Below are 26,309 nucleotides of genomic sequence, written 5' to 3' on the forward strand. Positions count from 1 at the left end.
GAAGACGACACCGATCAGGCAGGAATAGCCTCTGCCGCCGCCTCCCGCTCCCACACCCGATGCCCTTCGACCGCTTTGACAAAGGCCTCCACGGTGTTCTGGTCATCCCCCAGCAACAACCCCTTGTCCTCCTTCAGCCCCAGGCCGCCCACCAGTGCCTTGGCCTCCTTGGCCAGCAGCATCGCCTTCAGGTGCTTGTAGCCCTCCAGCAGGAAATGCTTGGCCACGCCACTGGCCGCCAACGCATCGATCGAACCCTGCCCACCCGGAACGACGATCCCGTCGAACATGATCGACGGCATCCCCTCGATCGACGCCGCCACCGGCAGTGCCTTGCCATCCGCCGTCTTCACGGGCGCCGAAGTCGGCCCCAGCAGCATGGGCCGCGCGCTTTGCGCCTCAAGCGCCTTCACTAGCGCATCGACACGCGAAGCATCCACACCATCGGCCACCACGACCGCGATCTTGCGTCCCTTGATGCCCACATCACCGGGGTGGTTCATCTGGCTCAAGGCCTTGGACTGCGCGGGTTTGCTGCCTTTTACCTGGACTGTGCCCTGCTTGGGCGCAGGCAGCCCGAGGTTGGCCGCCACCGCCGCCGCCAGCTTCAGGTCGATGTTGGCGAGGATCTCGTTCACCTCACGGATGCGAATCTCCTCACGCTCCACCTTGCCCAGCTCGAAGCTGTAGGCCTTGATGATGTGCTGCTGTTCGTTCGGACTCATGCTCTGGAAGAACAGCCGCGCCTGGGAAAAGTGATCGCCGAACGATTCGCTGCGCTGGCGGATCTTGTGCGCCTCGATGCGCTCCTGATAACTCTCGAAACCGCCATCCTGCGCGGCTGGCGGGGTTTCTTTCGGCCAGCCGCCGTCGATCGAATTGGGCTCGTAGGACGCACGACCCTTGTCGATGGTCATGCGGTGCATGGCATCGCGTTGGCTGCTGTGGTTCGGCGCCACCGGCCGGTTGATCGGGATTTCATGGAAGTTCGGCCCGCCCAGGCGACTGATCTGGGTATCGGTGTAGGAAAACAGCCGGCCCTGCAGCAAAGGGTCATTGCTGAAGTCGATGCCCGGCACGATGTGCCCGGGGCAGAAGGCGACCTGCTCGGTTTCAGCGAAGAAGTTGTCCGGGTTGCGGTTGAGCACCATCTTGCCCAGCAGCGTCACCGGCACCAGCTCTTCGGGAATGATCTTGGTGGGGTCGAGCAGGTCGAAGTCGAATTTATGCTCATCGGCCTCGGGGACAATCTGTACGCCCAACTCCCATTCGGGGTAGTCCCCTTTCTCGATCGCGTCCCACAGGTCGCGACGGTGGTAGTCGGTGTCCTTGCCCGCCAGCTTCTGGGCTTCGTCCCAGAGCACCGAGTGCACGCCCTGGCGCGGCTTCCAGTGGAACTTGACGAAGCTGGCCACGCCTTCGGCGTTGATCAGGCGGAAGGTGTGCACGCCAAAGCCTTCCATCATCCGCAGGCTGCGCGGAATGGCCCGGTCGGACATCGCCCAGATGACCATGTGCGCCGACTCCGGCACCAGCGAGACGAAGTCCCAGAAGGTGTCGTGGGCCGAGCCGCCGGTGGGCATTTCGTTGTGCGGCTCGGGTTTCACCGCGTGCACGAAGTCGGGGAACTTGATCGCATCCTGGATGAAGAACACCGGCATGTTGTTGCCGACCAGGTCGAAATTGCCTTCATCGGTGTAGAACTTCACCGCAAAGCCGCGCACATCGCGCACCGTATCACCCGAACCGCGCGGCCCCTGCACGGTGGAAAAGCGCACGAATACCGGGGTGATTTTCTCAGGGTCCTGCAGGAAACCGGCCTTGGTCAGCTCGGCGTGGTTGCCGTAGCTCTGGAAATAGCCATGGGCCCCGGTACCGCGGGCGTGGACGATGCGTTCGGGTATGCGCTCGTGGTCGAAGTGGGTGATCTTCTCGCGCATGATGAAGTCTTCGAGCAGCGACGGCCCCCGGGCCCCCGCCTTCAGGGTGTTCTGGTTATCGGCAACTTTCACCCCTTGGTTGGTACGCAGCGCCTGGCCGGTGGCATCGCTGCGAAAAGCCTCCAGGCTCTGCAATTTGGCATTGGTATTGGCCCGGTCAGGGGTCTGGGTGCCGGCGGCCTCACTGTGCTTGGGCGCGTCCGTTTTCTTGCTGGGCATGGTCGGCTCTCCTCATCAGTCTTCAGGCGTGCCCGTAGCGGGCTTGTTCCACTAGTGACTGGAAGGCTTTGCCGAGCGTTCAATCGGGATTACCAGTTGTCGCGTTATGCCCGATGGATTGGAGCATTACGAAATAAATGCTAAGAACAGCTATGGGAAAAGGCTAAAATGCGCCACCCCAGCTAACCGCTGACCCCAAATTCCATGCGCCCCACAAGGTTCGCTACGTGATCGAGTTCCAACATGTACACAAGACCTACCGCGTCGCCGGTAGGGAAATCCCCGCCCTGAATCCGACCAGCCTGACCATCGAAGACGGCCAGGTGTTCGGCCTGATCGGCCATTCCGGCGCTGGCAAAAGCACCATGCTGCGCCTGATCAACCGCCTGGAAGAGCCTTCCGGTGGCAAGATCATCGTCGACGGCGAAGACGTCACCGCGTTCAACGCCAACCAGCTGCGCGGCTTCCGCCAGCAGGTCGGGATGATCTTCCAGCACTTCAACCTGCTGGCCTCCAAGACCGTCGCCGACAACGTCGCCCTGCCGCTGACCCTGGCCGGCGAACTGTCGCGCCGCGAGATCGACCAGCGTGTCAGCGAGCTGTTGGCCCGCGTGGGCCTGCAAGACCACGCCAGGAAGTACCCGGCCCAGTTGTCTGGCGGCCAGAAGCAGCGCGTCGGCATTGCCCGCGCCCTGTCCACCAACCCGAAGATCCTGCTGTGCGACGAGGCCACCAGTGCCCTCGACCCGCAGACCACGGCGTCGGTCCTGCAACTGCTGGCCGAGATCAACCGTGAGCTGAAACTGACCATCGTGCTGATCACCCACGAAATGGATGTGATTCGCCGGGTCTGCGACCGCGTGGCCGTGATGGATGCCGGGCTGATCGTCGAGCAGGGCTCGGTGGCCGAAGTGTTCCTGCACCCGCAGCATCCGACCACCAAGCGTTTCGTCCAGGAAGACGAGCAGGTCGACGAAGGCGAACAACGCGACGACTTCGCCCATGTACCGGGCCGCATCATCCGCCTGACCTTCCAGGGCGATGCCACCTACGCGCCGCTGCTGGGCACCGTGGCCCGCGAAACCGGTGTGGACTACAGCATCCTCGCCGGGCGTATCGACCGCATCAAGGATGTGCCCTATGGGCAGCTGACCCTGGCCGTCACCGGCGGCGACATGGAAGCGGCGTTCGACCGCTTCAAGGCAGCTGACGTACATATGGAGGTACTGCGTTGATGGACGCCCTGAATTTCTTCGCCAACGTCGACTGGGCCGAAATCTGGCTGGCCACCGTCGATACCATGATCATGCTGTTCGGCTCGCTGTTCTTCACCGTACTGCTCGGCCTGCCGCTGGGCGTGCTGCTGTTCCTCTGCGGCCCGCGTCAGATGTTCGAGCAGAAGGGCGTGTATGCGCTGCTGTCGCTGATCGTCAACATCCTGCGCTCGCTGCCGTTCATCATCCTGCTGATCGTGATGATCCCGATCACCGTGCTGATCACCGGTACTTCGCTGGGTGTGGCCGGGGCCATCCCGCCGCTGGTGGTAGGTGCCACGCCGTTCTTCGCGCGCCTGGTGGAAACCGCCCTGCGTGAAGTGGACCGCGGCATCATCGAGGCCACCCAGTCGATGGGGGCCACCACCCGCCAGATCATCACCAACGCGCTGCTGCCAGAAGCCCGCCCGGGCATCTTCGCCGCCATCACCGTCACGGCCATTACCCTGGTGTCGTACACCGCGATGGCCGGTGTGGTCGGTGCCGGCGGCCTGGGCGACCTGGCCATCCGCTTCGGCTACCAGCGTTTCCAGACCGACGTCATGGTGGTCACCGTGGTGCTGTTGCTGATACTGGTTCAAGTCCTGCAGAGCGTGGGCGACAAACTGGTCGTGCATTTTTCCCGTAAGTAACCCCAATGGGGTCGGCCCGGCCGACCCGTTCGGGGGCCGTCGCGGCCCTCACAAGGAGTGATTCATGAAGAAGCTGCTTGCTGTTGCTGCCGCCGTTGCGGCCTTCTCGGTTCATGCCGGTGACCTGACCGTCGCCGCCACCCCGGTGCCGCACGCCGAGATCCTCAACTTCGTCAAACCTCAGCTGGAAAAAGAAGGTGTGAACCTGAAGGTGAAGGAATTCACCGACTACATCCAGCCGAACGTGCAAGTGGCCGAAAAGCGCCTGGACGCCAACTTCTTCCAGCACCAGCCGTACCTGGATGAGTTCAACAAGGCCAAGGGCACCCACCTGGTGAGCGTGGCCGGCGTGCACATCGAGCCGCTGGGCGTTTACTCGACCAAGATCAAGAAGCTCGACGAGCTGTCCTCCGGCGCCACCGTGGTCATTCCCAACGACGCCACCAACGGCGGCCGTGCCTTGCTGCTGCTGGACAAGGCCGGCGTGATCAAGCTCAAGGACAACAAGAACATCCTGTCGACCGTCAAAGACATTACCGGTAACGACAAGGGCTTGAAGTTCCGCGAGCTGGAAGCAGCCACCATCCCGCGCGTGCTGACCCAGGTCGATATCGCCCTGATCAACACCAACTATGCGCTGGAAGCCAAGCTGAACCCGGAGAAAGACGCGCTGGCCATCGAAGGCAGCGACTCGCCTTACGTGAACATCCTTGTTGCCCGCCCGGACAACAAGGACTCGGAAGACATGAAGAAACTGGCGGCAGCGCTGCACTCGCCAGAGGTGAAGCAGTTCATCGTCGAGAAGTACAAGGGCGCTGTCGTTCCGGCGTTCTAAGCCGCAGCATCGCGTTGCCCCCATCGCCGGCAAGCCGGCTCCCACAGGTACAGCGCAGTTCTCTGGCTGCGCACGATCTCTGTGGGAGCCGGCTTGCCGGCGATGCTTTTGAAGCCTGCATCAATCCCGCTTGACCAGCCCCGGCAGCTGCGCCACCAGCTTCTGGTTATTGAACGGCGCGCGAATGAACCCACGCTGACGCCCATCCGGCCCGACAACGGCCAGGTTGCCGCTGTGATCCACGGTATACCCAGGCTTGCTGGTATCGGCCGGAATGAACGGAATGCTCAAAGCATTGGCGAGCTTCTGGGTATCCTCGATCGACCCCGCCACCCCCACGAAATCCTTGTCGAAGTAGCCCAGGTACTGCTTGAGCTGGTTCGGCGTATCGCGATTCGGGTCCACGCTCACCAGCACCACCTGCAAACGGTCCACGGCCTCCTTCGGCAGCTCGCTCTTCACCTGGCGCAGCTGGGCCAAGGTGGTCGGGCAGATGTCCGGGCAGTAGGTGTAGCCGAAGAACAGCAGCGACCATTTGCCCTTGAGATCGTCCAGCTGCACCGGCTGGCCATCCTGGTTGGTCATGGTCACATCGGCCACCGTGCGGCTCTGCGGCAGGAGGATGATGCCGGCGTCGATCAGCTCGGTCGGGTTGGGCTGATCGTGGCCATTGAGCACCTTGTTGACGGTCAGGCCCAGGATCAGCGCGACGACGGCAACGAGGATGAAGACGGTTTTCTGGGTTCTGGTCATAGGCTCAGCAACAGGTAGTGATCAACGAGCAACGCGACGAACAGCGCGAACAGGTAGCCGATAGAGTACTTGAAGGTGCCGATCGCCGCGTGCGGCCGGCTGCCACGGTACAACACCCAGGCCCAGTGCAGGAAGCGCAGGCCCAGGGCGAGAGCACAGGCCAGGTAGAGCGGGCCGCTCATGTGGATGGCATAGGGCAGCAGGGTCACCGCCAACAGAATCAGGCTGTAGAGCAGGATATGCAGCTTGGTGTAGCGCTCGCCGTGGGTCACCGGCAGCATCGGGATATCGGCCTTGGCGTATTCGGCCTTGCGGTGCAGGGCCAGGGCCCAGAAGTGCGGGGGCGTCCAGGCGAAGATGATCAGCACCAGCAGCAATGGCTCGGCGCTGATATGCCCGCTCACCGCTACCCAGCCGAGCAACGGCGGGGCCGCCCCGGCCAGGCCGCCGATGACGATGTTCTGGGGAGTCGCCCGCTTGAGAAAGCCGGTGTAGAGCAGCGCATAACCGAGCAGCGAGGCCAGGGTGAGCCAGGCGGTGAGGGCATTGGTGAACACCAGCAGCAAGGCCATGCCCAGTAGCGCCAGGGCAAGCGCGAACAACAGCGCCGGCAGCGGCTCGACCCGCCCTTGGGCGACAGGGCGTTTGTGGGTGCGCGCCATCAGCGCGTCGATACGCCGGTCCACCACGTGGTTGACCACTGCCGCACCGCCCGCGCACAGGCCGATGCCCAGGTTGCCGAACAGCAGCACGTTCCAGCTCACGCCCGCCCGGGTCGCGAGCAGCATCCCCACCAGCGAGGTGATCAGCATCAGCAGCACGACCTTGGGCTTGGTCAGCTCCAGGTAGTCGCGCCAGCCGGCACGCCAGGCATTCAGAAGCGTCGCCACGAGCCGTTCCTCATGTGTTGGGAGATGGCCACGCCAGCGACTGGCCGCAGGCGCCAACCCTGGCCGACACCCATGCGCACCTTGTCGACCACGCGGATGCGGTAGTTGACCAGCACCATGCTCAGCAGCAACAGGGCGCCACCGGCGTTGTGCGCCACCGCCACGGCCAGCGGCAACTGGAACACCACGTTGCTGATGCCCAGGCCAACCTGCAGCGCCAAGGCGCACAGCACCAGGCGCGCCAGGCCTTGCAGGCCACAGCGATACAGCTTCCAGCTGAGCATCAGCAGCACGCAGGTGACCAGCAGGGCACCGAGGCGATGGCTGATATGGATGGCCGTGCGCGCATCGCTGTCCAGCTGCCCGCCCAGGTAGTTGGGGCCGACGTGCTGGGTCAGGTGGAAGCCGTTGCTGAAGTCCGCTGCCGGCCACCACTGGCCATGGCAAGTGGGCAAGTCGATGCAGGCGACCGCCGCATAGTTGGCACTGACCCAGCCGCCCAGGGCGATCTGGCCGATGACCACCAGCAACGCCAACGCAGCGATCCGGCGCAGGCTCAAGGGCAACTTCGGCAAGGGCGCAAAGGCCCGGGATAGACGCAGGGACAGCAGCAACAGCAGGCTCAGGGTGGTGAAGCCGCCGAGCAGATGCGCGGTGACCACCTGCGGCCACAGCTTCAGCGTCACCGTCCACATGCCGAACGCCGCCTGGGCCAGCACCACGCCCAGCAACAGCACGGGCAGGCGGTAGGGCTGACCGTCGCGGGCATGGCGCCGAACAGCCTGCAAGGCCAGCAGGGCAATCACCAGTGCCAGGGTCCCGGCGAAGTAGCGATGAACCATCTCGGCCCAGCCCTTGGCTTCTTCCACCGGGTGCTCGGGGAAGTGCAGCTCGGCATGGGCCAGCTGGGCATCGGTCTTGGGCACGCTGATGAAGCCATAGCAACCCGGCCAGTCGGGGCAGCCCAGGCCGGCATGGGTCAGGCGGGTGTAGGCACCGAGCAGGACGACCAGCAGTGCCAGCAGGGTGGCGAACACAGCAAGGCGAAATCCAGGTCTAGCCATGGCAGGCTCCTAGCCGATGTTGGACAGCTTGAGCAGGTGGCGCAGGTCGTCCAGCACATGTTTGCCATTGACCTTGCCGTCATAGCGCAGCACCAGGTTGCCGTGCGGGTCGACGATCCACAGCTGCGGACCGGGCTCGCCGACCTTCTGCACGTAGTGCGGGGCATCCAGTGGATAACGTTGCAGCTGCGGGTACTCCCGCCCCAGCAGCTCCTGGTAATCCGCGCTCAACGGCTGGGAAGCGGCCAGGGCATGGCTGGCGCGGCTGGCGTCACGGCCCAGGCCGACCTGGATCTGCCGCGCCAGGTACACCAGGCGCTGGCAATCCTCGGCACAGGCCTCGGGTGCAGCGACCAGCAGCTGCCAACGTGCGTCCTCGCCCGCGATACCGATATCGGCGCGTGTCTGGCCGTTGCCGACCATCGCCCCGTGATAGCTGCGCCCGTCCGGTACCCAGAACTTGAGCTTGTACATGCTGGTGGCCAGGATCATCGGCCCAAGCACCACCAGGAGGATCAGGATCAGCTGCAAACGCCCGCGGGCTCTGGGTTTGCCACGTTCAGGCGCGTCCAGTGGAGTGGTGGCGGCGGCCATGGTGATTCTCCTTTTTCTTGTTGTGCCAACCAAAGTAGAGGTAGAGCAGCACCAGGGCGCCGGCCAGGGCAAACCACTGCACGGCGTAGCCCAGGTGCTTTTCCGGGCCCATGGCGACGACCGGCCAGTCCAGGCGGTAGCTGGCCGGGCCGGGCTGCAGGCGCAGCTCATAGGCAAAGCCCTCGCGGTCGAGCTGCTGCCACAGCTGTTCGGGGTGTATGGCCGTCAGCAGGTGCGGCCACTGGCCGCCCGCCGGGTCGGGGTGCAACTGGAAGGTGCTGCCCGGCGCCACGTACACCGAGGCATCCAGGGCCAACGCCTGGCTGGGCGTGTCGAAATGCACCGGCACACGCCGGTCGGGCCACGCCAGCCAGCCACGGTTGACCAACAGCCACAGGCCGCTGGGCTGATCGTGGAACGGCTGCAGCAGCTCGACACCGGCCTGCCCGTCACGTATGCGGTTGTCCAGCAGCAGGCTGTGCTCGGCATCGAAACGGCCATACAGGTGGACCTGGCGGAAGGCCGGATCGCTGCTTTGCTGCAAGCTGGAAATGGCCAGCGGCGCATCAGCACTGCGCTGGGCGTAGGTAGCCAGGAGCGCGCGCTTCTCGTCGGCCCGGCCAAGCTGCCAGCAGCCCAGCGCAACCAACCCCGGTAGTAGCGCGAGCACCACCAGGGTTGGTATCCAGCCTGGGCGAAAGGGCCTCATCGAAGGCTCGTCGGGTCAGTCGCTATACTTGTATTCATCACTGCATTCCCCCGGAGTTGTCGCCATGCTCAAGGCCGCGATTGTCCTGCTGCTGTTGGCCACGGTTGCCAGCCTGTTCAGTGGCCTGGTGTTTCTGGTCAAGGACGATGAGAACTCGACCCGCCTGCTGAAGGCGCTGACCGTGCGTGTCACCTTGGCCAGCCTGACCATTGGCCTGGTGGCGTATGGCTTCATCAGTGGCCAGCTTGTCTCGCATGCTCCCTTCTGAATTCGTACTGACCCTATCGCCGGCAAGCCGACTCCCACAGGGTTCAGCGCCGCTCTTGAAAGCTGTGGTGAACATGTGGGAGCCAGCTTGCTGGCGATAGGGCCCTAAAGCACATACACAAAGATGAACAACCCCACCCACACCACATCGACGAAGTGCCAGTACCAGCTGGCCGCTTCGAAACCGAAGTGTTTCTCGGGGTTGAAATGCCCGCGCAGGATGCGCGCGAACATGACGATCAGGATGATCGTGCCCAGGGTCACGTGGGCACCGTGGAAGCCCGTGAGCATGAAGAACGTCGCGCCGTAGATCCCCGAACCGAGGGTCAGCCCCAGCTTGGTATAGGCCTCGTGGTACTCGTAGGCCTGCAACGTGATAAAGCTGATGCCCAGAATGATGGTCAGCGCCATCCACAGCTTCAGCGCACCGCGATGGTCACGGCGCAGGGCGTGGTGGGCGATGGTGATGGTCACGCTGGAGCTGACCAGCAGAATGGTGTTGATCAGCGGCAGGTGCCACGGGTCGATGACTTCCTTGGGCGGCGGGAACAGCTTGGGGTCTGGCGTGTGCAGCAGTGGCCAGGCGAATTCGAAGCTGGGCCAGAGCATGTGCGCGACCCCCTTGGCACCCTCGCCACCGAGCCACGGCCCGGCCAGCACGCGCACATAGAACAGCGCGCCGAAGAAGGCCATGAAGAACATCACTTCAGAGAAGATGAACCAGCTCATGCCCCAGCGGAACGAGCGGTCGAGCTGCGAGCTGTAGAGCCCGGCTCGGCTTTCCTTGACCACCGCCCCGAACCAGCCGAACAGCATGTAGACCAGGAACAGCGCACCGACGAAGAAGATCAGCGGCCCGTGGGAGTCGGGGTGGCCGGCCTTGAGGTCGTTGAACCAGGTACCCAGGCCGAACACGGTGATGAACATGCCGATGGTGGCGATGATCGGCCACTTGCTCTGCGCCGGAACATAGTAGTGCTCGTGACTTGCCATTGCTGTTCTCCTTCCCTTAACGGGCGCCCTGGACGTCCTGGGCCGCGTTGTGGGCGACCGGCGGGTGGCGAGCGGTGATGTCGAACAAGGTGTAGGCCAGTGTCAGGTGCTTCACGCTGGCCGGCAGGTCGCGGTCGACGATGAAGCGCACCGGCATTTCGATGCGTTCGCCGGGCTGCAGCACCTGCTGGGTAAAGCAGAAGCACTCGGTCTTGTGGAAGTACGCCGCGGCTTCGGCCGGGGTGATGCTCGGTATGGCCTGGGCACTCATGGGCCGGTCGGTCGGGTTGTGGGCGATGAAGATCATCTGGTTGACCGCCCCCGGGTTGACCTCGATCTGGTCGGCGGTGGAATAGAAGTCCCAGACCATGTCACCGGCATTGGTCGACATGAACTGCACCCGCACCGAACGCGTCGGGTCGCTGACCTGGCTGCCTTCGTATTGCCCACCGGTCTTGCCATTGATGCCGAAGGCCTTGCACATCACGTCGTAGATCGGCACCAGGGCGAAGCCGAAGGCGAACATCACCACCGTCAGCATCAGCAGGCGCAGCACCAGGCGTTTGAGCGGTTGGCCGGTCATGGCGGTTCCCTATTTCACTTCCGGTGGCGTCTGGAAGGTGTGGTAGGGCGCAGGCGAGGGGATCGACCACTCCAGGCCCTCGGCACCGTCCCACGGCTTGGCCGGTGCCGGCGCGCCGCCGCGGATGCACTTGATGACGATGAACAGGAAGAAGATCTGCGTGGCGCCGAACATGAAGGCACCGATCGACGACACCATGTTGAAGTCGGCGAACTGCAGGTTGTAGTCGGGGATGCGCCGTGGCATGCCGGCCAGGCCAACGAAATGCATGGGGAAGAAGGCCATGTTCATGCCGACGAACGACAGCCAGAAGTGCAGCTTGCCGAGGGTTTCGTCGTACATGTGCCCGGTCCACTTCGGCAGCCAGTAGTAGGCCGAGGCGAAGATGCCGAAGATCGCCCCCGGCACCAGCACGTAGTGGAAATGCGCCACCACGAAGTAGGTGTCGTGGTACTGGAAGTCGGCGGGAGCAATCGCCAGCATCAGCCCGGAGAAGCCACCGATGGTGAACAGGATGACAAAGGCGATGGCGAACAGCATCGGTGTCTCGAAGGTCAGCGAGCCTTCCCACATGGTGCTGACCCAGTTGAACACCTTCACCCCGGTGGGCACCGCAATCAGCATGGTGGCGTACATGAAGAACAGCTCACCGACCACCGGGATGCCGACCACGAACATGTGGTGGGCCCAGACGATGAACGACAGGAAGGCGATGGCCCCGGTGGCATAGACCATCGAGGTGTAGCCGAACAGTGGCTTGCGCGAAAACGCCGGGATGATCGAACTGACCGCGCCGAAGGCCGGCAGGATCATGATGTACACCTCGGGGTGGCCGAAGAACCAGAACACGTGCTGGAACAGCACCGGGTCGCCGCCGCCGGCGGCGCTGAAGAAACTGGTGCCGAAGTGGATGTCCATCAGCATCATGGTCACCACGCCGGCCAGCACCGGCATCACCGCAATGAGCAGGAACGCGGTGATCAGCCAGGTCCAGACGAACAATGGCATCTTCATCAATGTCATGCCGGGTGCGCGCAGGTTGAGGATGGTGGCGATCACGTTGATCGCGCCCATGATCGAGCTGATGCCCATCAGGTGAATGGCGAAGATGAAGAAGGTGACGCTGGCCGGTGCGTAGGTGGTCGACAGCGGCGCATAGAAGGTCCAGCCGAAGTTGGGCCCGCCGCCCGGGGTGAACAAGGTCGAAACCAGCAGCAGGAAGGCCGCCGGCAACAGCCAGAAACTGAAGTTGTTCATCCGCGGCAGGGCCATGTCCGGCGCGCCGATCATCAGCGGGATCATCCAGTTGGCCAGGCCGACGAAGGCCGGCATCACCGCGCCGAACACCATGATCAGGCCGTGCATGGTGGTCATCTGGTTGAAGAACTCAGGTTGCACGATCTGCAGCCCGGGCTGGAACAGTTCGGCGCGGATCACCATGGCGAACGAGCCGCCGAGCAGGAACATGATGAAGCTGAACCACAGGTACATCGTGCCGATGTCCTTGTGGTTGGTGGTCAGCACCCAGCGCATCAGGCCCTTGGCCGGGCCATGTGCGTGGTCATGGCCGTGGGCGTGGTCGTCGATCACTGCACTCATGTCCTGTCTCCTGCAATCCATTGATTGCCGCGAGTAACCCGGTTCATTGCGCTTCTGCCTGCTTGAGCGCCAGCACGTCCTTCGGCGTGACCATGTCGCCCTTGTTGTTGCCCCAGGCGTTGCGCTCGTAGGTGACCACGGCGGCGATGTCGACTTCCGACAGCTGCTTGCCGAATGCAGCCATGGCAGTGCCAGGCTTGCCATGGAAGACGATGCCCAGGTGGCCTTCCTTCGGCCCGGTAGCGATCTTCGAGCCCTTGAGCGCCGGGAACATCGGCGGCAGGCCCTGGCCTTCGGCCTGGTGACAGGCGACGCAGGTGGTGTGGTAGACCTTGTCGCCGCGCTCGACCAGCTCTTCGAGGGTCCATTCCTTGCTGGTCAGCTCCTTGAGCTTGGCCGCCTCGGCCTTGCGCTCGGCGAGCCAGGTGTCGTAGTCGGCCTTGGACTTGACCTCGACCACCACCGGCATGAAGCCGTGGTCCTTGCCGCACAGCTCGGTGCACTGGCCGCGGTAGATGCCGGGCTTCTCGATGCGCGTCCAGGCTTCGTTGACGAACCCCGGGATAGCGTCACGCTTGACCGCGAAGGCCGGTACCCACCAGGAATGGATCACGTCGGCGGCGGTCACCAGAAAGCGCACTTTCGCCCCCACCGGCAGCACCAGCGGCTGGTCGACTTCGAGCAGGTAATGTTCGTCCTTGGCGGCCTTGTTGTGGATCTGATCGGCAGGGGTAGCCAGGTTGCTGAAGAACTCCACGTCCTGGCCCAGGTATTTGTAGTGCCATTTCCACTGGTAGCCGGTGACCTGAATGTCGATATCCGACTCACTGGCGTCGTAGATGTCGATCAGGGTCTTGGTGGCGGGAATGGCCATGGCCACGAGAATCAGGAAGGGGACCACGGTCCAGAGGATTTCCACCCAGGTATGCTCGTGGAAATGCGCGGCCTGCTGGCCAGTGGAACGCCGGTGCAGGACCATGGACCAGAACATCGCGCCGAACACCACGACGCCGATGATCACGCAGATCCAGAAGATGGTCATGTGCAGGTCGAACACGGCGTTGGAGACTTCCGTCGCCCCTGGCGCCATGTTCACGGTCCAGGCGGCGTTGGCCTGACCGAAAACCGACCACAACAGAAGGCCCATCCAGACATGTGGATGTCGCATCATTGCGGGTTCCCCTTCTAGTTCTTGTTGTCCCGAAGGCGTGGCCTGCGGCAAGCGGGAACGGCGGTCAAGACTGCCTGACTTCGACGACCGAGCCCCCTGCGAAAGCAGACGGGCCTCATCAACGAATCACGTTCAACCCGAGTATAGACACCGACCAATGGCACGCAACGCGAGGGGAGAAATGAACTGCATGAAATTGTGAAATGACGCGCAAGCCGCGCGCTAGATAGGGTCTGGCATAATGGTGGCACTTGGTTATACCCAACAGCGCACACGTTTGCGAGATTTATAACAAATGAGTCTTAGGTATTCGGTATACCGAGCTAATTTAGTGTCTTCCGTTTGAAACGTCTTGTCCCTGGAGTTGTCATGAACATCGCTGCTGTACGCGAGCAAATTAGCCAAGCCCACGATCACGAAGGCCGTACCGGTCAACTGAAAGAGCGTCTCGAGCTGCAACTGCCACACCTGCACCCCTCGATCCAACTGCCTGAGCAGGACGCCCAGGGTACTTTGGCGCGCTTCGTCAGCGCTTACATCGACCAGGTTCCGGAGCTGATCGAGGCTGCCCATGAGGTGGCCCGCGAAGCCGGTATCGAGTCGCAGATCAAACCGGTTCTGAAGATCGCCGAGGCCTATTTCCTGCAACCACCGAGCGTGATGCAGGGGCAGGTTGGCCTAGACTGCCTGCTGGATGAAGCCTACCTGGCGCATCGCCTGGTGGAAGAAGTGAACGACCTGTACATCCGCCATTTCCAGCAGCCGCTGATTCCTTTCGATACCACCCTGGCCAACCTGATCGCGCATCAGCTGATCGGCGAGACCTTTGCCAACCAGCTGGATGAGGTTGTGCACCATTCGGTGGATGAGATGCTCAACGACGAAAGCTTTGCGGCAGAGTCGGTGGAGGCCTATCGCGAGGCCCTGTGCAGCCCGGAAACCGGCGCCGCCTGGAAGCGCTGGCCATGCCTGTCGCGCCAGCTGGGCGTGGAGCTGGGCCAGCCCGCCTGATTTCGACGTTGATGGTGTCTGAGCTGGCCTCTTCGCGGGACAAGCCCGCTCCCACAAGTACGGTGTTGCTCTGAAGAGCAGTACATAACCTGTGGGAGCGGGCTTGTCCCGCGAAGAGTCCAGCTCAGTCTACGAAAATGGTCGCAACTAGGCGCCAATCCCAGCAGAAGTGCGCATCCGCCCCTCGATCCGCCGCTTCAACCGCCGCTGCTCGATCACCAACCGCGACCCATGGGCGGCATTGCTCCGGCTCCAGTCCTCAAGCAATTCAAGGCAAGAGTGGTCGATATAGCTGAGGTTGCCCAACGGCACATGCAGCGTGGTCCCCGCCGGTACGGTATCCAGCACCTGGGTCAGCGCAGGCACCTTGAGGAACGTAGCAGCACCTCCCAGGCGCAGTTCCATATGCCCGGGCTGGTCCAGGCTCACCAGGTTGATCTTCAGGCGTGCCGCCTTGAAGGCCAGTTTCAGCAGCGTCAGGGCAAAGCCCAGCAGCACCCCCGTCAGCAGATCGGTAAAGATGATCGCCAGCGCAGTCGCCGCGTAGGTGAACATCGGCATCCGCCCATAGCGCCCCAATCCACGCAACGCCTTCACATCCACCAGCTTGATCCCCGTGAACACCAGCACGCCCGCCAGGCTGGCCACCGGAATCTGCTGCAGCACACTGCTGAGCACCACGACGAAGGCCAGCAGCCACAGACCATGGAAGATGGCTGAAGCGCGGGTCTGCGCACCGGCCTGCACGTTCGCCGAGCTGCGCACGATCACGCCGGTCATCGGCAAGGCGCCAAGCACACCGCAGAGCATGTTGCCGATCCCCTGGGCCGACAGCTCGCGGTCGAAGTCCGAACGCTGGCCGCTGTGCATGCGGTCCACGGCGGCGGCCGACAGCAAGGTTTCGGCACTGGCGATGAAGGCCAGGGCGAAGGCCGCCACCAGCAAGGTGGGGTCGGCGAGCTTGAGCAGGTCATCCGGGCGTATCCAGTCGATGGCTTGCGAGAGGTCCGCCGGAACCTGCACCCGGTTCACCGGCAGCGCCAGCCACAGGCTGATGGCCGTCATGGCCGCCACGCCCAACAGGGCACCGGGAATGAAGCGCAGCTTCTGCGGCCGCAGCCGCTCCCAGGCCCACATCACGGCGATGGTGCCCAGGCCAAGTGCCCCGGCCTGCCAGCCTGCGCCTTCGCTTTCCAGTGGCAAGGCAGCGGCGACGGTCGCGGGGAACGCCAACAGGTTCTGCATGCCGGAGGGCTGCGGCGCCGTGTCGAACATCACGTGCACCTGTGACAGCACGATCAGCACGCCAATACCGGCCAGCATGCCGTACACCACCGCTGGCGCCGTGACGCGGAACCAGCAACCCAGGCGCAAGCGCCCGGCCAGCAACTGCAAGACCCCGGCCAGCAGCAGGATCGGCCCGAGCATGGCCACGCCATGCTGGCGCACCAGCTCGAATACCAGCACCGCCAGGCCTGCGGCGGGGCCGCTGACCTGCAGGGGCGAGCCTGCCAGGAAGCCCACCACGATACCGCCGATGATGCCGGTAATCAGGCCCTTCGCCGGCGGCATGCCCGAGGCGATCGCGATACCCATGCACAACGGCAGGGCGACCAGGAAGACCACCACCGACGCCAACAACTCACGCGGCAGGGCCGCTTTCAACTGTGTCATGTTCACCGTATTTCTCCTTTCTCAGTCACACGGCCATTCCTCTGGCCGTGGGCACGTTGGCCCCTGACACGCGCCCAGGCGCAAGCCGCCAGCGAGAATGCCGGCAGGGCAATCAGGGAATTCAAGGCAGCAGAAGGCCGCGCCACACCCTAGTGGGTGCAGCCGGCTATCAAGGTTCTAGCGTGGGACGGGTCGCTTAGTAGCGGCCTCTCGGAGTGGCGCAGGGGACCGGCTCGCCAGCGGCCAAAGGCAGGAAGCTGTCGCTGAGGGCGTCGTAGGCTTCGATCTTGCTGGTTTCGATGTCGTACACCCAGCCGTGGATGTACAGCTCGCCAGCCGCCAGGCGCGAAGCCACGGACGGGTGGGTGCGCAAGTGGTGCAGCTGGGCGATGACGTTTTCCTTGGTCAGCACCTGCATGGTTTCATGCTCGCTGCCGCAGGAGCAGTTGTTCTCGACCACGGTGCGTGCCACTTCGGCGTGACGCAGCCAGGCGGAAACGGTCGGCATCTTGGCCAGCGACTGCGGGTTGAGCACCGCGCGCATGGCACCGCAGTCGGAGTGACCACAGATGATGATGTGGTGCACCTTCAGCGCCGAAACCGCGTACTCGATGGCGCTGGAAACACCGCCGTTCATCTGCCCATAGGGCGGCACCACGTTGCCGACGTTACGGGTCACGAACAGGTCGCCTGGCGAGCTCTGGGTGATCAGCTCGGGGACGATGCGCGAGTCGGCACAGGTGATGAACATGGCGCGTGGGGTTTGCGCCGTGGCGAGCTTCTTGAACAGCTCTTGTTGCTCGGGAAAGACGTCATGGTGAAAACGCAGGAAGCCGTCGACGATGTGCTTCAGTGCGGCATCGGCGCTTTCCGCCGGGGCCTGCGGAATGACCTTGGATGGGTCCTTGACGGGCATGATTCATCCTCTTGACGGTGTTTTGGTAAATCCAGTTTACCGGTGAAAGATTCTGGCTATGCAGGGTTTTAGATGACACGCACGAGCCATAGATCACAGTCTTCGTGGACTGGTTTCCTACGCTAGCGGGGAAAACTTAACTGAAACTTAATTCGAAGGCTCTAGAACGGCTGTTCCAGAAGAGAAAGGCGGGATCTGAATAATAGCAAAAAAGCATCAACTGCCAAGAGCCCTGAATGAAATTATGAGCTTGGATTAGTTGGATTGAAGGATCAGAACAGCGCCATCTGCCCCCCAGGTGGACAGAATGCCGAACAATCCAGTGCCTGCGCTTCCCGCCCTTCGAACTGCAAGCGCCGCATCGCCTTGGCAAAGCGCTGCGCCAGCAGCTCGGCGAACACACCTTCTCCCCGCATTCGCGCGCCGAACCGGCTGTCATACAGCTCGCCACCCCGGCTTTGCCGAATCAGGCTGAGCACGTGGGTTGCCCGCTGGGGGTAATGGTCCTTCAGCCACTGCTCGAACAACGGCGCCACTTCCAGCGGCAGGCGCAGCATCATGTAGGCCGCGCTTTGCGCGCCAGCCTCCCTGGCCGCTTCGAGCAGGCGCTCCAGTTCGCTGTCATTGACCATCGGAATCATCGGCGAACACAGCACGCCCACCGGTACGCCTGCCTCGCGCAACACCCGGATCGCTCTCAGCCGCGCCTTGGGCGACGCCGCGCGCGGCTCCAGTACCCGCTTGAGGTCATCGTCCAGCGTGGTCAGGCTGATCATCACCCGCGCCAGCCGCTGGCTGGCCATCTCGGACAACAGGTCGAGATCGCGCAACACCAGCGAGCCCTTGGTGACGATGGTCACCGGGTGGCGAAAGCGCAGCAGCACTTCGAGCAGGCGCCGGGTCAGTTGCTGCTCGCGCTCGATGGGTTGGTAGGGGTCCGTGTTGGAGCCCAGGTTGATCGGCGCGCAAACGTAGCCCGGCTTGCTCAGCTGCTGCGCGAGCACTTCGGCGGCGTTGGTCTTGGCGATCAGCTTGGTTTCGAAGTCCAGGCCCGGAGAAAGGTCCCAGTAGGCATGGGAAGGGCGGGCATAGCAGTAGATACAGCCATGCTCGCAACCGCGATAGGGATTGATGGAGCGGTCGAAGGGCAGGTCGGGCGAGGTATTGCGGGTAATGACCGTCTTGGCCGTCTCGATGCGCACCTCGGTGCCCTGGGTGAGCGGCACTTCCTGGTACCAGCCGTCATCCTCCGCCACCGAATGGCTCGGGGCAAAACGGTTGTGCGGATTGTGCGCCGTGCCACGGCCCTTTTGCGGTGCTGGAGGAATCATCGCTCACCCCGATACTGTACTCATATACAGTATCGCGACAAGGAGGATTCTTCCAGCGCCTCTGGTCAGCCAACGGAGCGCTTAGTCGGCCGGTTTCTTCAGCTTCGGATTGGGGAAGAACTGCACCGTCTGCACCTTGGCCGGGGCAGCCTTGGGCGCCAGGTGGTTGACCCGGGTGCCCAGCTCCTTGGGTACCGACAGGCCCTGTTCGTTGAGGGTGTCGGTGAAGCCGCAGGCGACGCACTCACGGTGCGGCACGTCATCCTCGCTCCACATCATCAGCTTGTCCGGCTCGCTGCACGCCGGGCAGACCGCCCCGGCGATGAAGCGCTTCTTGGTCTTGTTCACAACTACCTCGCTCATGCCGCCGCGACCTCGCTCAGGCCGCAGTGGCGCAACAGTGCATCGATGGAAGGTTCGCGGCCGCGGAAGTCGACGAACAGCACCATCGGTTCGCGGGAACCACCACGGGCCAGAATCGCCTCACGGAAGGCGCGGCCGGTTTCAGCATTGAGCACACCTTCTTCCTCGAAGCGCGAGAAGGCATCCGCCGACAGGACTTCGGCCCACTTGTAGCTGTAGTAGCCCGCCGCGTAACCGCCGGCGAAGATGTGCGCAAAGCTGTTGGGGAAGCGGTTGTACGCCGGTGGACGCATGACCGACACCTCGTCGCGCACGCCTTCGAGCACCTGCAGCACACTGCGGCCATCGCCATGGCTGGCATGCAGCTCGAAGTCGAACAGCGAGAACTCCAGCTGGCGCACCATCATCATGCCCGACTGGAAGTTCTTCGCCGCCAGCATCTTGTCCAGCAGGTCCTGGGGCAGGGCGGTGCCCGTCTCGTAGTGGCCGGAGATCAGTGCCAGGCCTTCCGGCTCCCAGCACCAGTTTTCCATGAACTGGCTCGGCAGCTCGACCGCATCCCAGGCCACGCCATTGATACCGGAAACACCGGCATGCTCGATGCGGGTCAGCAAGTGGTGCAGGCCGTGGCCGAACTCGTGGAACAGGGTGGTGACTTCATCATGGGTCAGCAGCGCAGGCTTGCCGGGCGCGGCTGGGGTGAAGTTGCACACCAGGTTGGCCACCGGGCTCTGCAATGCGCCTTCGGCAGTGCGGCGACGGTCGCGGGCGCCGTCCATCCAGGCGCCGCCACGCTTGTTGGCGCGGGCATAGAGATCGAAGAAGAAGCGGCCGACGTGCTGGCCGTTTTCCTTGATCTCGAACAGGCGCACGTCCGGGTGCCAGCTGTCGAAGCCCTTGAGTTCGGCGATTTCGATGCCGTACAGGCGCTGGACGATGCTGAACAGGCCGGACAGCACCTTGTCGATCGGGAAGTACGCGCGCAGGGTTTCCTGCGACACGCTGTAACGCTGTTCGCGCAGTTTCTCGCCAAAGTAGCCGGCGTCCCAGCTGGCCAGCTCGGCGCAACCTTGCTCGGCGGCGTAGGCCTTGAGCTGCTCCAGGTCCTGGGCGGCGAAGGGTTTGGAACGCTTGGCCAGGTCACGCAGGAAGCTCAGCACCTGGTCGCTGGATTCGGCCATCTTGGTGGCCAGGCTCAGTTCGGCGTAGTTCTTGTAGCCCAGCAGGGCGGCCAGTTCCTGACGCAGGTCGAGGATCTCGTGCATCACCGGGCCGTTGTCGAACTGGCCGGCATTCGGGCCCTGGTCCGAGGCACGGGTGCAGTAGGCGGCGTACAGCTCTTCACGCAGGGCGCGGTCGCTGGCGTAGGTCATCACCGCGTAGTAGCTGGGGAATTCCAGGGTGATCAGCCAGCCTTCGAGGCCCTTGGCCTGGGCAGCGGCGGCCATCTGCGCCTTGGCCGAATCGGTCAGGCCGGCGAGGGCCGCTTCGTCAGTGACGTGCTTGGTCCAGGCCTGGGTGGCGTCGAGCAGCTGGTTGGAGAAACGGCTGCCCAGCTCGCTGAGCTTGCTCTGCACCTCGGCATAGCGCTGCTGCTGGTCGGCCGGCAGGTCGATACCCGACAGGCGGAAGTCACGCAGGGCATGTTCGAGGATAGTTTTCTGCGCCACGTCGAAGCCTGCGGCCTCCGGGCTGTTGATCAAGGCCTCGTAGGCTTCGAACAAGGCACGGTTCTGGCCCAGTTCGGTAGAGTAGGCACTCAGCGCCGGCAGGCAGGACTCATAGGCCTCGCGCAGCGCCGGGCTGTTGCACACCGCATTGAGGTGGCTGACGGGGCTCCAGGCGGCGCCCAGGCGGTCGTTCAGTTCGTCCATGGCCAGCACCAGGCCAGCCCAGGTGGGGTTCTTGCCTTGCTTTTCGAGGATCTCGGCAATGGCCTTGCGGTTATCGGCCAGGATCTGTTCGATGGCCGGCAGCACGTGTTCGGCACGGATCGCCGAGAAGGGCGGCAGATCATAGGATTGCAGAAGCGGGTTGTTGGCACTCACGGTTTGGATACCTTGGCAGAAGAAACACTTCCCCATCTTAATTACAATCGACGCCGACCGCAGCAGGCAGCCTGCCTATCGGCACAGATGAGAGACGCTATCATGGCCATCCGACGCTTCCAGCAACACACTCCGAAAGTTGCACCACGGGCTTTTGTCGACCGTTCGGCGGTGGTGCTGGGCGACGTGGAAATCGGCGAGGACAGCTCGGTGTGGCCGCTGACCGTGGTGCGCGGCGACATGCACCGTATCCGCATCGGTGCGCGCACCAGCGTGCAGGACGGCAGCGTGCTGCACATCACCCATGCCGGCCCGTTCAACCCGGACGGTTTCCCGCTGATCATCGGCGACGAGGTGACCATCGGTCACAAGGTCATGCTGCACGGTTGCACCTTGGGCAATCGCATCCTGGTCGGCATGGGCAGTACCATCATGGACGGTGCCATCGTCGAGGACGAGGTGATCATCGGCGCCGGCAGCCTGGTGCCGCCAGGCAAGCGCCTGGAAAGCGGCTACCTGTATGTGGGCAGCCCGGTGAAGCAGGCCCGTCCATTGACCGACAAGGAGCGCGCGTTTTTCCCCTACAGCGCCAGCAACTACGTGAAGCTCAAGGACCAGCACCTGGCCGAAGGCTACGACCAACCTGAATGACTTGAGTGGAACCTCATACATGCACCAGCAGAACATCCTTTTCGACCTTGACGGCACCCTGACCGACCCACGCCTGGGCATCACCCGCTCGATCCAGTTCGCCCTGGCCAAACTGGGCATCGACGAGCCGGACCTGACGCGGCTCGAGCACTTCATCGGGCCGCCCCTGCTGCAGGCTTTCATGCAGTTCTACAGCTTTGACGAAGCCAAGGCGTGGGACGCGGTGAACTTCTACCGGGAACGTTTCCGCGTCACCGGCCTGTACGAGAACCTGGTGTTCGATGGCGTGCCGGAGCTGCTCCAGGCGCTGAACGACCAGGGCCGCACCCTGTACATCGCCACTTCCAAACCTTGGGAATTTGCCCGCGAGATCGCCCGGCACTTTGCCTTCGACCATCATTTCAAGGTCATCTACGGCAGTGAGCTGGACGGTACGCGCACCAACAAGGTCGAACTGATCCGCCATTTGCTGGATGAGGAAGGGTTGGACCCGGCGCAGACGCTGATGATCGGCGATCGCAAGCACGACCTGATCGGCGCGCGGAGCAATGGGGTGCAGGCGGTGGCGGTGGGGTATGGGTTTGGTAGCGAGGAGGAGTTGAGGGCCCACACGCCAGAATTTCACTTCGCAACCGTGGCCGAGATGCATCAGGCTTTCATCAAAGCCTAGGGCGCAATGGGGCTGCTTTGCAGCCCATTCGCGGGACAAGCCCGCTCCCACAGGTACCCCACCGCTTTCAGTGTCAGTGCAATACCTGTGGGAGCGGGCTTGTCCCGCGAATGGGCCGCAAAGCGGCCCCAAAATCTCACTGACTAACCAGCAATCGCGCCAACGCCGCCTTGCGCTCCTCAACCGACAACCGCCCCAACCCCTCAACCCGCTCGTAGAACCGCGCCCAGTCCCCCCCAACCTCCCGAAACAGCGCCGCAAACGCCGGCACCCACTGGTCATACAGCCCAAACGGCAGCAACTTGGCATTGTTCATCGGTCCATAGATCCAGGCGTCGTAGCGTTTATCCCCGCCCCATTCACGGTCACGCACCTCACGGTACTCGCGCCGCAAACGCTCGAACTCCGCCTGTTTGGCCGCACGCTTGTGCGCATCATCCAACGGCCCGGCATAAATCCCCTGCAGCCGCTCACGGCTCGCCAGCACCAGCCGGGTGAACTGCTCGCGCTGCCCGGCCTGGCTATCGTCAATCGCCGCAAGCCCGCGCGCCGCACGCCATTGCCGCGTTCCTTCCTGCTCGACGAAGGTGGCGAATGACTCGTTGAACGCGGTGTCGTCCTGCAGGTAGAAACGCTGGTGGGCCAACTCATGAAAGATCAGCGTCGCCAGGCGCTCGTCTCCCCAGCCGAGCATCGTCGACAGGATCGGGTCATCAAACCAGCCCAGGGTCGAGTAGGCCTCCACACCGCCCACGTACACGTCCATGCCGTCCTGGCGCATCAACGCCGCCGCACCACGGGCCGCGCCCTTCTGGTAATAGCCGCGGTAGGCGACGCAGCCGGCAATCGGGAAGCAGTGGGTCACCGGCTGCAGCGACAGCTCAGGCGTGGCGAACACGTTCCACACCACGTAGGGCCGCCCCAAGTCGGCATACACCCGGTAGCTGCGGTTGTCGGGTAGGGCCAGGTGCCGGCTGGCGAATGCCCGCGCCTGCACGGCGTGCTCCAGGCGGGCTCGCAATTGCGCGCTGCTGGCCGGGTCGGCAATCACCTTTTCTACCGGCTGGCGCGCCCGCAGCAGTTGCCATTGGCCCTCGGCCAACTGGCCGTAATAGCCAAGGCTGCTGCAACCGTTCAGCAGAAAAACGCCCAAAACGGGAACCAAAGCGCTGAAAACGCGGTCGAGTGGCCCAGGGCCTGAGCGCTTCAAAAGAAAAAACCAAACCATCTTGGGCTGTCCAACTCGCTCACGGCCGATACGCTCCAAGACTATCTCGCCAATGGGGAGTTTCGCCATGCGTGCACTGTTCGTCGCCGGCTCACTGTTACTGGTATCGGCCTGTTCGACCTTGCCCAACCCGGACCCGAACCAAGCCTGGATCGACCTGACCCCGCACGACAACACCTCCCTGCACGCCGTCCAGGTTGACGAACGTGAATGGGCCGAAAGCCGCTATTTCGAGGTTCAGCCAGGCAGCCACGAGCTGACCGTGCGTTACCAGTTCCCGGTCACACCGAGCAATATCGGCCCGGACGCCGAGCCGCTGTGGCGCGACTGCCAACTCAACCTGACCTTCAAGGATTTCAGCGCTGGCCAGCGCTACCAGCTGCAGGCGGGCAGCATCGGGTTCCGGCCGTGGATCAAACTCTATGACGACCAGCAGAAATTGCTCGGCCAGGGCATACCGGCAGGCTGCCAACGCACCTGAACGGCGCAAACGGCGCTATGCTTGTAGCTTGTGAGTCGCAAGTGGGAGTTTCACCATGCGCCAGCCCATGATGCTGATCGCCCTCAGTGCACTGGGGGCTTGCGCCAGCCCCTTGCCGCCCGTCGACCCCAAGCAGGCCTGGATTGACCTCTACACCATGACCCCAGGCCGGGTCATCATGGCCGACCGCCTCGACGGCAAACGGCTGGATGACGGCCGCTACTTTCAGGTCACGCCGGGCAAGCACGAACTGGTGGTACGTTTCGATTACGAGATCTACGCCGGCGGCATGCTGACATCGCCGAAAGACCGCACCTGCTACCTGACCGTACGCTTCGACGACTTCAAGGCCGGCGAACGCTACCGCCTGGAAGCCCGCGCACCGGTGATGGAGCCGCAAGTGCTGTTGTATGACGCCAGCCGCAAGGTGCTGGTGAACGAGCCCAGCAACGTATTCTGCATCCCTTAGCATGCGGGGCCGCCACGCGGCCCCAATCAGCTACCGGCCATTCTTCTGGTAGATGATCTTCCTGGTCCCGCCATCACAGCTGCCAACGACCATGTTCTGATCCTTGACCTCGCTGTTGGGCACGATCTCCAGGGTATAGGTCTGTACGCCCTGTGCCTGGATCTTGGCTTCGATCTCGGCTTTCAGTTCCTCGCACGGTTTGACCGCCGCCAGTGCAGATGTGGCCAGCAGGGACGCCAGCACGGCGATTGCTACGCGGATCATGGAACGGCTCCTGGAAGGGCAGCTGTGCTGCCGACACCTCTTAGACTACAGGAAACCGCTCCCGTTGCGCCGCTTAGCCCACCAGCGTGGCGTCCAGGCTGATAGTGGCGTTCAGCACCTTCGATACCGGGCACCCAGCCTTGGCCTTGTTGGCGATTTCGAGGAACTGCGCTTCGCTGGCCCCCGGCACCTTGGCCTTGAGGATCAGGTGCACGGCGGTGATGGCAAAACCATCGGGCTGTTTGTCGAGGCTGACTTCGGCGATGGTGTCGATCCGCTCTGCGGTCAGGCCCGCTTCGCCAAGCATCATCGACAGCGCCATCGAGAAGCAGCCCGCATGGGCGGCACCGATCAGTTCCTCCGGGTTGGTCCCAGGCGAGCCTTCGAACCGGGTGTTGAAGCCATAGGGGTTCTGCTTGAGCGCGCCGCTTTCCGTCGAAAGCAGGCCCTTGCCATCCTTCAGACCACCTTGCCAGATCGCCGATGCTGTCTTTTTCATGATGCCTCCTGGTCGCTTGGTTACATGCTTAAAGTTCAGAGGACGGCGCCCTACGGCAAGTTCAGAGCAATCTCGCTGCAGCCATTGAATACACCGAATATGCCCATACAGAGTTGAAAAGGCCTCAGGCCAACCCTGTTCCAGGAGACTTCGATGACGCTGCTGCGCGACCTGAAAATTTCCACCCTCGACCTGGTGCCGGTGCGCGCCGACGCCGGGCCCGCGCAGTCGCTGCGCAATTCCCTGGACCTGGCCCAGCACGTCGAGCGCTTTGGCTATCACCGCTTCTGGGTGGCCGAACACCACAACATGGACGGCATCGCCAGTTCCGCCACGTCGGTGCTGATCGGCTACCTGGCGGGCGGCACCTCGACCCTCCGCGTGGGCTCCGGCGGCGTCATGCTGCCCAACCATGCGCCGCTGGTCATCGCCGAGCAGTTCGGCACCCTTGCGAGCCTGTACCCGGGACGCATCGACCTGGGCCTGGGCCGTGCGCCAGGCTCCGACCACATGACGGCCCATGCCCTGCGCCGCGAGCGCTCGGGCAGTGCCGATGACTTCCCGGACGATGTCGAAGAGCTTTCACGTTACCTGGGCCCGCGCCTTGATGATCAAAAAGTGATCGCTGTGCCCGGACACGACACCGAAGTGCCGATGTGGCTGCTCGGCTCCAGCCTGTTCAGCGCCCAGCTGGCCGGCATGCGCGGCATGCCCTATGCCTTCGCCTCGCACTTCGCCCCGCGCTACATGCATGAGGCAATCCGCATCTACCGCGACCATTTCAAGCCGTCCACCACGCTGGACAAGCCCTATGTGATGCTTGGCGTACCGATGGTGGTGGCGGAAACCGACGAGAAGGCCGAATACCTGGCCACCTCGGTGTACCAGCGCATCCTTGCGCTGATTCGCGGGCAAAGCCTGATGCAGCGGCCACCGGTGCAGAGCATGGACGGGCTGTGGCTGCCCCATGAGCGGGACGCGGTGGGCAGTTTCCTGGGTCTGGCGATGATCGGCAGCCCGCAGAAGGTGCGGGCCAAGGTGCAAGTGCTGCTGGAGCAGACCGGGGCGGATGAGCTGATCTTTACCTGCGACCTGTATGAGCATGCCGACCGGGTGCGGTCTTATGAATTGATGGCGCAGGCGTTGAAGGCCGAGTAGGGCCTGATCGCCGGCAAGCCGGC

General features: G+C 63.3%; 28 protein-coding genes. 10 read left to right on the forward strand and 18 right to left on the reverse strand.

All coding sequences use genetic code 11. The features are described 5' to 3' along the window. Positions 1 to 14 precede the first annotated feature (14 nt). Positions 15 to 2,159: a catalase HPII gene (gene katE, locus PMI38_RS06845; protein WP_008092088.1), complete on the reverse strand. Its 2,145-nt coding sequence runs from the start codon at positions 2,157 to 2,159 to the stop codon at positions 15 to 17. Between the two features lie 227 nt (positions 2,160 to 2,386). On the opposite strand from katE, the gene PMI38_RS06850 reads away from it, so the two are divergent. The 3 genes from PMI38_RS06850 (at position 2,387) to PMI38_RS06860 (ending at position 4,900) form a co-directional block, all read left to right on the forward strand. Continuing rightward, positions 2,387 to 3,394 (forward strand): methionine ABC transporter ATP-binding protein, encoded by a 1,008-nt coding sequence (locus PMI38_RS06850; RefSeq protein WP_008092089.1) that lies wholly within the window; start codon positions 2,387 to 2,389, stop codon positions 3,392 to 3,394. Next, the gene (locus PMI38_RS06855; RefSeq protein WP_008092090.1) at positions 3,394 to 4,065 is read left to right on the forward strand and encodes a methionine ABC transporter permease; all 672 of its coding nucleotides are present in this window, start codon (positions 3,394 to 3,396) and stop codon (positions 4,063 to 4,065) included. The genes PMI38_RS06850 and PMI38_RS06855 overlap by 1 nt, the downstream gene beginning before the upstream one ends. A 64-nt stretch (positions 4,066 to 4,129) precedes the next feature. Then, entirely contained in the window at positions 4,130 to 4,900 is a 771-nt protein-coding gene (locus tag PMI38_RS06860; RefSeq protein WP_008092091.1) for a MetQ/NlpA family ABC transporter substrate-binding protein, read from the forward strand. Between the two features lie 120 nt (positions 4,901 to 5,020). On the opposite strand, the gene PMI38_RS06865 is transcribed toward PMI38_RS06860, so the two are convergent. From PMI38_RS06865 to PMI38_RS06885, 5 genes are read right to left on the reverse strand one after another with little or no spacing between them, the layout of a single operon-like run. Beyond that, entirely contained in the window at positions 5,021 to 5,653 is a 633-nt protein-coding gene (locus PMI38_RS06865) for an SCO family protein (RefSeq protein ID WP_008092092.1), read from the reverse strand. Continuing rightward, positions 5,650 to 6,543, reverse strand: coding sequence for a heme o synthase (cyoE, locus tag PMI38_RS06870; RefSeq protein WP_008092093.1), 894 nt, complete (start codon positions 6,541 to 6,543; stop codon positions 5,650 to 5,652). The genes PMI38_RS06865 and cyoE overlap by 4 nt, the downstream gene beginning before the upstream one ends. Next, positions 6,528 to 7,607: a COX15/CtaA family protein gene (locus tag PMI38_RS06875; protein ID WP_008092094.1), complete on the reverse strand. Its 1,080-nt coding sequence runs from the start codon at positions 7,605 to 7,607 to the stop codon at positions 6,528 to 6,530. Before PMI38_RS06875 ends, cyoE begins: the two co-directional genes overlap by 16 nt. A gap of 9 nt (positions 7,608 to 7,616) precedes the next feature. After that, entirely contained in the window at positions 7,617 to 8,201 is a 585-nt protein-coding gene (locus PMI38_RS06880) for a hypothetical protein (RefSeq protein ID WP_008092095.1), read from the reverse strand. Next, on the reverse strand, positions 8,167 to 8,910 hold the full coding sequence (locus PMI38_RS06885) for an SURF1 family protein (RefSeq protein ID WP_008092097.1): 744 nt from the start codon (positions 8,908 to 8,910) through the stop codon (positions 8,167 to 8,169). Before PMI38_RS06885 ends, PMI38_RS06880 begins: the two co-directional genes overlap by 35 nt. A 64-nt stretch (positions 8,911 to 8,974) precedes the next feature. On the opposite strand from PMI38_RS06885, the gene PMI38_RS06890 reads away from it, so the two are divergent. Further along, on the forward strand, positions 8,975 to 9,178 hold the full coding sequence (locus tag PMI38_RS06890) for a twin transmembrane helix small protein (RefSeq protein WP_008092098.1): 204 nt from the start codon (positions 8,975 to 8,977) through the stop codon (positions 9,176 to 9,178). A gap of 104 nt (positions 9,179 to 9,282) precedes the next feature. Here the strand turns inward: PMI38_RS06890 and PMI38_RS06895 are convergent, their stop codons facing one another. From PMI38_RS06895 to coxB, 4 genes are read right to left on the reverse strand one after another with little or no spacing between them, the layout of a single operon-like run. Continuing rightward, complete coding sequence (locus PMI38_RS06895; RefSeq protein WP_008092100.1) at positions 9,283 to 10,170, reverse strand: cytochrome c oxidase subunit 3; 888 nt, start codon at positions 10,168 to 10,170, stop codon at positions 9,283 to 9,285. Positions 10,171 to 10,186: 16 nt separating this feature from the next. Continuing rightward, positions 10,187 to 10,753 (reverse strand): cytochrome c oxidase assembly protein, encoded by a 567-nt coding sequence (locus PMI38_RS06900; RefSeq protein ID WP_008092102.1) that lies wholly within the window; start codon positions 10,751 to 10,753, stop codon positions 10,187 to 10,189. A 9-nt stretch (positions 10,754 to 10,762) separates the two neighbouring features. Further along, entirely contained in the window at positions 10,763 to 12,352 is a 1,590-nt protein-coding gene (gene ctaD, locus PMI38_RS06905) for a cytochrome c oxidase subunit I (RefSeq protein WP_008092103.1), read from the reverse strand. 43 nt (positions 12,353 to 12,395) lie between these two features. Beyond that, the gene (coxB, locus tag PMI38_RS06910; RefSeq protein ID WP_008092105.1) at positions 12,396 to 13,523 is read right to left on the reverse strand and encodes a cytochrome c oxidase subunit II; all 1,128 of its coding nucleotides are present in this window, start codon (positions 13,521 to 13,523) and stop codon (positions 12,396 to 12,398) included. A 369-nt stretch (positions 13,524 to 13,892) separates the two neighbouring features. Here coxB and PMI38_RS06915 point away from each other — a divergent pair, with 369 nt between their 5' ends. Then, positions 13,893 to 14,534 carry a hypothetical protein gene (locus tag PMI38_RS06915; RefSeq protein WP_008092107.1) on the forward strand — a complete coding sequence of 214 codons (642 nt, stop codon included), beginning with the start codon at positions 13,893 to 13,895 and terminating at the stop codon, positions 14,532 to 14,534. Between the two features lie 147 nt (positions 14,535 to 14,681). Here the strand turns inward: PMI38_RS06915 and PMI38_RS06920 are convergent, their stop codons facing one another. The 5 genes from PMI38_RS06920 to prlC form a co-directional block, all read right to left on the reverse strand. Next, entirely contained in the window at positions 14,682 to 16,208 is a 1,527-nt protein-coding gene (locus PMI38_RS06920; protein ID WP_162130461.1) for a SulP family inorganic anion transporter, read from the reverse strand. Positions 16,209 to 16,404: 196 nt separating this feature from the next. Then, positions 16,405 to 17,124: a carbonic anhydrase gene (locus tag PMI38_RS06925; RefSeq protein WP_008092112.1), complete on the reverse strand. Its 720-nt coding sequence runs from the start codon at positions 17,122 to 17,124 to the stop codon at positions 16,405 to 16,407. A gap of 272 nt (positions 17,125 to 17,396) precedes the next feature. After that, positions 17,397 to 18,455: a PA0069 family radical SAM protein gene (locus PMI38_RS06930; RefSeq protein WP_008092113.1), complete on the reverse strand. Its 1,059-nt coding sequence runs from the start codon at positions 18,453 to 18,455 to the stop codon at positions 17,397 to 17,399. A gap of 81 nt (positions 18,456 to 18,536) precedes the next feature. Then, a complete protein-coding gene (locus PMI38_RS06935) occupies positions 18,537 to 18,818 on the reverse strand; it encodes a YheV family putative zinc ribbon protein (RefSeq protein ID WP_008092114.1) in 282 nt (93 codons plus the stop codon). After that, positions 18,815 to 20,866, reverse strand: coding sequence for an oligopeptidase A (gene prlC / locus PMI38_RS06940; protein ID WP_008092115.1), 2,052 nt, complete (start codon positions 20,864 to 20,866; stop codon positions 18,815 to 18,817). Before prlC ends, PMI38_RS06935 begins: the two co-directional genes overlap by 4 nt. A 102-nt stretch (positions 20,867 to 20,968) precedes the next feature. Here prlC and PMI38_RS06945 point away from each other — a divergent pair, with 102 nt between their 5' ends. Next, positions 20,969 to 21,517, forward strand: coding sequence for a gamma carbonic anhydrase family protein (locus PMI38_RS06945; protein ID WP_008092117.1), 549 nt, complete (start codon positions 20,969 to 20,971; stop codon positions 21,515 to 21,517). 19 nt (positions 21,518 to 21,536) lie between these two features. Beyond that, on the forward strand, positions 21,537 to 22,187 hold the full coding sequence (locus PMI38_RS06950) for an HAD family hydrolase (RefSeq protein WP_008092119.1): 651 nt from the start codon (positions 21,537 to 21,539) through the stop codon (positions 22,185 to 22,187). A gap of 136 nt (positions 22,188 to 22,323) precedes the next feature. Here the strand turns inward: PMI38_RS06950 and PMI38_RS06955 are convergent, their stop codons facing one another. Next, positions 22,324 to 23,397 (reverse strand): aminopeptidase, encoded by a 1,074-nt coding sequence (locus PMI38_RS06955; protein WP_043273185.1) that lies wholly within the window; start codon positions 23,395 to 23,397, stop codon positions 22,324 to 22,326. 85 nt (positions 23,398 to 23,482) lie between these two features. On the opposite strand from PMI38_RS06955, the gene PMI38_RS06960 reads away from it, so the two are divergent. Together PMI38_RS06960 and PMI38_RS06965 are read left to right on the forward strand one after the other, a co-directional pair. Further along, the gene (locus PMI38_RS06960) at positions 23,483 to 23,896 is read left to right on the forward strand and encodes a PA0061/PA0062 family lipoprotein (protein ID WP_008092121.1); all 414 of its coding nucleotides are present in this window, start codon (positions 23,483 to 23,485) and stop codon (positions 23,894 to 23,896) included. A 55-nt stretch (positions 23,897 to 23,951) separates the two neighbouring features. After that, a complete protein-coding gene (locus tag PMI38_RS06965; protein ID WP_008092123.1) occupies positions 23,952 to 24,365 on the forward strand; it encodes a PA0061/PA0062 family lipoprotein in 414 nt (137 codons plus the stop codon). Positions 24,366 to 24,395: 30 nt separating this feature from the next. On the opposite strand, the gene PMI38_RS06970 is transcribed toward PMI38_RS06965, so the two are convergent. Both PMI38_RS06970 and PMI38_RS06975 read right to left on the reverse strand, forming a co-directional pair. Then, positions 24,396 to 24,629 carry a DUF1161 domain-containing protein gene (locus PMI38_RS06970; RefSeq protein WP_008092124.1) on the reverse strand — a complete coding sequence of 78 codons (234 nt, stop codon included), beginning with the start codon at positions 24,627 to 24,629 and terminating at the stop codon, positions 24,396 to 24,398. A gap of 73 nt (positions 24,630 to 24,702) precedes the next feature. After that, on the reverse strand, positions 24,703 to 25,128 hold the full coding sequence (locus PMI38_RS06975) for an OsmC family protein (RefSeq protein ID WP_008092126.1): 426 nt from the start codon (positions 25,126 to 25,128) through the stop codon (positions 24,703 to 24,705). A 153-nt stretch (positions 25,129 to 25,281) separates the two neighbouring features. Between PMI38_RS06975 and PMI38_RS06980 the strand changes: the two genes are divergently transcribed. Continuing rightward, positions 25,282 to 26,286, forward strand: coding sequence for an LLM class flavin-dependent oxidoreductase (locus PMI38_RS06980; protein WP_008092127.1), 1,005 nt, complete (start codon positions 25,282 to 25,284; stop codon positions 26,284 to 26,286). The last annotated feature ends 23 nt before the right edge of the window (positions 26,287 to 26,309 follow it).

It is taken from the genome of Pseudomonas sp. GM84, assembly GCF_000282535.1.
Lineage (GTDB): Bacteria > Pseudomonadota > Gammaproteobacteria > Pseudomonadales > Pseudomonadaceae > Aquipseudomonas.

Excerpts from the sequence above, each read along its gene's own strand:
- PMI38_RS06980 (WP_008092127.1), top strand. The coding sequence starts at position 25,282 with ATGACGCTGCTGCGCGACCTGAAAATTTCCACCCTCGACCTGGTGCCG.
- PMI38_RS06975 (WP_008092126.1), bottom strand. The coding sequence starts at position 25,128 with ATGAAAAAGACAGCATCGGCGATCTGGCAAGGTGGTCTGAAGGATGGC.
- PMI38_RS06925 (WP_008092112.1), bottom strand. The coding sequence starts at position 17,124 with ATGCCCGTCAAGGACCCATCCAAGGTCATTCCGCAGGCCCCGGCGGAA.
- PMI38_RS06895 (WP_008092100.1), bottom strand. The coding sequence starts at position 10,170 with ATGGCAAGTCACGAGCACTACTATGTTCCGGCGCAGAGCAAGTGGCCG.
- PMI38_RS06860 (WP_008092091.1), top strand. The coding sequence starts at position 4,130 with ATGAAGAAGCTGCTTGCTGTTGCTGCCGCCGTTGCGGCCTTCTCGGTT.
- PMI38_RS06930 (WP_008092113.1), bottom strand. The coding sequence starts at position 18,455 with ATGATTCCTCCAGCACCGCAAAAGGGCCGTGGCACGGCGCACAATCCG.
- PMI38_RS06865 (WP_008092092.1), bottom strand. The coding sequence starts at position 5,653 with ATGACCAGAACCCAGAAAACCGTCTTCATCCTCGTTGCCGTCGTCGCG.
- ctaD (WP_008092103.1), bottom strand. The coding sequence starts at position 12,352 with ATGAGTGCAGTGATCGACGACCACGCCCACGGCCATGACCACGCACAT.
- PMI38_RS06970 (WP_008092124.1), bottom strand. The coding sequence starts at position 24,629 with ATGATCCGCGTAGCAATCGCCGTGCTGGCGTCCCTGCTGGCCACATCT.
- coxB (WP_008092105.1), bottom strand. The coding sequence starts at position 13,523 with ATGATGCGACATCCACATGTCTGGATGGGCCTTCTGTTGTGGTCGGTT.
- PMI38_RS06935 (WP_008092114.1), bottom strand. The coding sequence starts at position 18,818 with ATGAGCGAGGTAGTTGTGAACAAGACCAAGAAGCGCTTCATCGCCGGG.
- PMI38_RS06915 (WP_008092107.1), top strand. The coding sequence starts at position 13,893 with ATGAACATCGCTGCTGTACGCGAGCAAATTAGCCAAGCCCACGATCAC.
- PMI38_RS06890 (WP_008092098.1), top strand. The coding sequence starts at position 8,975 with ATGCTCAAGGCCGCGATTGTCCTGCTGCTGTTGGCCACGGTTGCCAGC.
- PMI38_RS06950 (WP_008092119.1), top strand. The coding sequence starts at position 21,537 with ATGCACCAGCAGAACATCCTTTTCGACCTTGACGGCACCCTGACCGAC.
- PMI38_RS06885 (WP_008092097.1), bottom strand. The coding sequence starts at position 8,910 with ATGAGGCCCTTTCGCCCAGGCTGGATACCAACCCTGGTGGTGCTCGCG.
- katE (WP_008092088.1), bottom strand. The coding sequence starts at position 2,159 with ATGCCCAGCAAGAAAACGGACGCGCCCAAGCACAGTGAGGCCGCCGGC.
- PMI38_RS06880 (WP_008092095.1), bottom strand. The coding sequence starts at position 8,201 with ATGGCCGCCGCCACCACTCCACTGGACGCGCCTGAACGTGGCAAACCC.
- PMI38_RS06875 (WP_008092094.1), bottom strand. The coding sequence starts at position 7,607 with ATGGCTAGACCTGGATTTCGCCTTGCTGTGTTCGCCACCCTGCTGGCA.
- PMI38_RS06855 (WP_008092090.1), top strand. The coding sequence starts at position 3,394 with ATGGACGCCCTGAATTTCTTCGCCAACGTCGACTGGGCCGAAATCTGG.
- PMI38_RS06960 (WP_008092121.1), top strand. The coding sequence starts at position 23,483 with ATGCGTGCACTGTTCGTCGCCGGCTCACTGTTACTGGTATCGGCCTGT.
- PMI38_RS06900 (WP_008092102.1), bottom strand. The coding sequence starts at position 10,753 with ATGACCGGCCAACCGCTCAAACGCCTGGTGCTGCGCCTGCTGATGCTG.
- PMI38_RS06920 (WP_162130461.1), bottom strand. The coding sequence starts at position 16,208 with ATGACACAGTTGAAAGCGGCCCTGCCGCGTGAGTTGTTGGCGTCGGTG.
- PMI38_RS06945 (WP_008092117.1), top strand. The coding sequence starts at position 20,969 with ATGGCCATCCGACGCTTCCAGCAACACACTCCGAAAGTTGCACCACGG.
- PMI38_RS06965 (WP_008092123.1), top strand. The coding sequence starts at position 23,952 with ATGCGCCAGCCCATGATGCTGATCGCCCTCAGTGCACTGGGGGCTTGC.